Source organism: Nocardia farcinica, from assembly GCF_029867845.1.
In the GTDB taxonomy this organism is placed as follows: Bacteria; Actinomycetota; Actinomycetes; order Mycobacteriales; family Mycobacteriaceae; genus Nocardia; species Nocardia farcinica_A.
The window spans coordinates 1-3,401 of the sequence record NZ_JARWRU010000410.1 but is presented as its reverse complement, the minus strand read 5'-3'; the positions used below and the strand labels follow the sequence as shown (position 1 = coordinate 3,401).

Here is a 3,401-nt window from a genome sequence, read left to right as displayed (position 1 = left end):
TGGGCGGGCGCGGTGGCCTCGGGCGCCTCGACGCCGACCGACCAGCGCAACAGCAGCGACTGTTCGTAGCGGCGCAGGAACCGGCCCGCGGCCACCCACTCCTCGCGGTCGTGCTCGTGACCGAGGCGTTCCAGGTCTTCGGGGCCGAGGCCGCGTTCGGTGGCGCGCAGCATGAGGTCGCGCAACTGCTGGGCGAAGCCGTCAAGGCCGAGGGCGGGGTGCAGGCGACGCGGCCACAGCTCGTGCGCGCCCGCGGCGATGTCGGTCAGGTCGCCGCGCAGCATCTCGCGCAGCACGGCATCCTGTTCGGCACCGGTCAGCAGACGCGGCGGTGGATTGCCGTGGGCCGTGGCGTGCCTGCGCAGCACGGCGAAGGCGTAGGAGTGCACGGTGCGCACCAGTGGTTCGCGGCTCGCGCCGGGGACGCCGCCGGTGGCCGGGTCGCCCTCGGACAGCCGTGCGGTGACCGCGTCACGTACGGCGGCGGCGGCGTGTTTGGCGTGCGTGAGCACCAGCACCGACTCCGGGTCGACGCCCCCGGCGCTGCGGCCGGCGGCCCGATCGACCCGCCGCGAGGTCTTGCCGGCGCCCGGCCCGCCGAGCACCTGCCATGGCCGCCAGCCGGGGCGGGGCGCGGGCGGGCCTGCGACGGCCGTGAACAGCGGGCGCAGTTCGGCGCCCCAGAGCCGGGCCCCGGGTGGCGTTACTGTCCGGCGAACCAGTCGCACCGCGCTATCCGATCGCACCACGGGGGCTATTGCAACAGACCGGGCCGACACGATCGGCCGGTACGGCCCCGTGGAGTCGGATGCGTCACCACCCCCGGCGTGACCCGCGGCGGTGCGGCCGGACCACGGGGCGGACACAATGGTCCGGGTGTCGACTCTGAACCTTCACCGCTTCGGTCCCGAGGACGGCCCGGTGGTGCTGGCCCTGCACGGCCTGACCGGGCACGGCGCGCGCTGGGCCGCGCTGGCGGCGCAGCTGCCAGGGGTCCGTGTGCTCGCCCCCGACCTGCGCGGCCACGGCCGTTCCACCGCGCTGCCGCCCTGGGACTTCGAGACCGTGGTGGCCGACCTGGCGGATCTGCTGCGCGCGGAGACCGACGGGCCGGTGGTGGTGGCAGGCCACTCCTTCGGTGGCGCGAGCGCCGTTCACCTGTCCGCGAGTCACCCGGAGCTGGTGCGCGCCCTGGTGCTGCTCGACCCGGCCATCGCGATCGACCCGGCGATGCTGGCCGACACGGCCCAGCGCGGCCTCGACCATCCCGACTACGCCGATCGGGACGAGGCCCGCCGCGACAAGCTGGCCAGCGCCTGGCACGACGTGCCCGCCGAACTGCTGGAGATCGAACTCGACGAGCATCTCGCGCCCACCCGCGACGGCCGGGTCGGCTGGCGGCTGAGCCTGCCCGCGATCACCTCCTACTGGGGTCAGCTGGCTCGCCCGTTCGTGCTCCCGCCCGCGGGGACGCCGACCGTGCTGGTGCAGGCGATGCTGGTGCGGCCGCCGTTCGTCACCCCGGCCTTCCGCGCCGCGCTGACCGAGCACCTCGGCCCGGCGCTGACCGTCCACGAGTTCGACTGCGACCACATGGTGCCGCTGGCCCGCGCCGCGCGGACGGCGGAGCTGATCCGCGGAGTGCTGTAGCGATGGCGGCCACCAGCGAGGCGCAGATCGAGCACGTGCGCGCCCTGATCGCGGGCATCCCGCCCGGCCGGGTGGTCACCTACGGCGACCTGGCCGCGGCGGCCGGGCTGTCCACGCCGCGCACGGTCGGCTGGATCCTGCGCACCGATTCCGCCGATCTGCCCTGGCACCGGGTGGTGGCCGCCGGTGGCAGGCTGGCCACGCACAAGTCCGCGCGACAGGCGCGACTGCTGGCCGCCGAGGGCGTCCCGGTGCGCGACGGCCGCGTCGACATGGCCGCGGCGCACCACCGGCTGCCCTGATTCCGCCCGGCGCACGGCTCGCACGACATACCCGGCAACGCCCCGGACTCGGTGCGCCGAAGTCCCCTCCGTGTCCGCCGAACCGGGCTACCGTGGGTCCATGTCCACCCATCTGGCGTGTGTCGTGTTCGACGCGGACCAGCCACGCGGGCTGGCCGGATTCTGGGCCGAGCTCCTGGGGTGGCCGGTGGTGCTGGACACCCCGGAACGGGTGGACGTGGCCCCGCCCGACGCGGCGGGCTGCGACGCGGTGCTGAGTTTCCGCCCCGCCGGGGCGTCCGAGGCGGGCAGTAACCGGATGCATCTCGACCTGTGCAGCCGCACCGACGAGCACCGGCGCCGCCAGGTGCGGCACGCCGTCGAGCTCGGCGCGCGAGCCGTCGACCTCGGTCGGAGCGAGGTGCCGTGGACGGTGCTGGCCGACCCGGAGGGCAACGAGTTCTGCGTGCTCGAACCGCGCGTGGAGTACGAGGGCACCGGCCCGGTGGCGGCCCTGGTGGTCGCCGCCGCCGATCCCGATCGGCTGGCGGAGTTCTGGTCCCGCGCGCTCGGCTGGCCGGTGGCCCGCCGCGATCCCGATCTGGTGGGGTTGCGATCGCCGACCGGCCTCGGCGCCTGGCTGGAGTTCTCGCGCGCCGCCGACACCGGGGGCGGCGCGGACGGCGGCAGGCTGCATCTGGATCTGGAGATCTGGACCGGTTACGCCGAGGAACTGACCAGGCTCTGCGTCGCAGGCGCCACCCCGGTCGACGGCGGCGATCCCGGCGCTGCGGTGCTCGCCGACCCGGAGGCCAACGTGTTCCGGCTGCTGCGCCCGGCCGCCGACCGCCTCGGCGCCTGAGCGGCCGCCCCGACACGCCACTAGCATGCCGTCCATGCCTGCCTCGCCCACTCCGTCGCCCGCGCTCCCGTCCCGATCGGCGGCGTCCGCACCGGGTGCAGGCCGATGAGCGGCGCCGACGCCATCGTGCTCGCGGGCGGCCGGGCGAGCCGGATGGGCGGGGTGGACAAGCCCGGACTGGTGATCGGCGGCCGCTCCATGCTCGAGGCCGCGCTCGCGGCCGTCTCGGACTGCACCGCCGTCGTGGTGGTCGGCCCGCCACGGCCGGAGCTGCCCGCACGGATCCGGCAGGCGCGGGAGCATCCGCCGGGTTCGGGGCCGGTCGCCGCCGTCGCGGCCGGACTCGCCGCGCTGGACGCGCCGGGCGCGGCGCTGGTGGCGGTCCTCGCCGCGGACATGCCCTTCCTCACCGCTGATACCCTCGGCGAATTACGCCGCCGCGCGGCCGATTCCGGCGCGGACGCGGTCTTCGCGGCTGACGGCGACGGGCGTCCGCAGTATCTGGTCGGAGTGTGGCGGCGCGCCGCCCAGCGCGCCGCCCGGGACGGGCACGACTCGGGGGTGAACCACCCGGAGAAGGCGCAGGGGCCCCCCCCCGCGGCCAAAGA

5 protein-coding genes are annotated in these 3,401 nt (G+C 75.8%); 4 read left to right on the top strand and 1 reads right to left on the bottom strand.

The annotated features are described in order from the left end of the window. Nucleotides 1-746: UvrD-helicase domain-containing protein (locus QH283_RS08780; RefSeq protein ID WP_280502524.1), on the bottom strand; the 746-nt coding region annotated here is incomplete at its 3' end. Nucleotides 747-867: 121 nt separating this feature from the next. On the opposite strand from QH283_RS08780, the gene QH283_RS08775 reads away from it, so the two are divergent. The 4 genes from QH283_RS08775 to QH283_RS08760 form a co-directional block, all read left to right on the top strand. Continuing rightward, nucleotides 868-1,650, top strand: a complete 783-nt coding sequence (locus QH283_RS08775; protein WP_280502523.1) for an alpha/beta fold hydrolase — start codon at nt 868-870, stop codon at nt 1,648-1,650. Nucleotides 1,651-1,652: 2 nt separating this feature from the next. After that, a complete protein-coding gene (locus tag QH283_RS08770) occupies nt 1,653-1,952 on the top strand; it encodes an MGMT family protein (RefSeq protein ID WP_280502522.1) in 300 nt (99 codons plus the stop codon). A gap of 100 nt (nt 1,953-2,052) precedes the next feature. Beyond that, the gene (locus QH283_RS08765) at nt 2,053-2,793 is read left to right on the top strand and encodes a VOC family protein (protein ID WP_280502521.1); all 741 of its coding nucleotides are present in this window, start codon (nt 2,053-2,055) and stop codon (nt 2,791-2,793) included. A gap of 105 nt (nt 2,794-2,898) precedes the next feature. Next, nucleotides 2,899-3,401 (top strand): NTP transferase domain-containing protein (locus QH283_RS08760; RefSeq protein WP_280502520.1); only part of this gene is annotated, 503 nt, incomplete at its 3' end.

Excerpts from the sequence above, each read along its gene's own strand:
- QH283_RS08770 (WP_280502522.1), top strand. The coding sequence starts at position 1,653 with ATGGCGGCCACCAGCGAGGCGCAGATCGAGCACGTGCGCGCCCTGATC.
- QH283_RS08765 (WP_280502521.1), top strand. The coding sequence starts at position 2,053 with ATGTCCACCCATCTGGCGTGTGTCGTGTTCGACGCGGACCAGCCACGC.
- QH283_RS08775 (WP_280502523.1), top strand. The coding sequence starts at position 868 with ATGGTCCGGGTGTCGACTCTGAACCTTCACCGCTTCGGTCCCGAGGAC.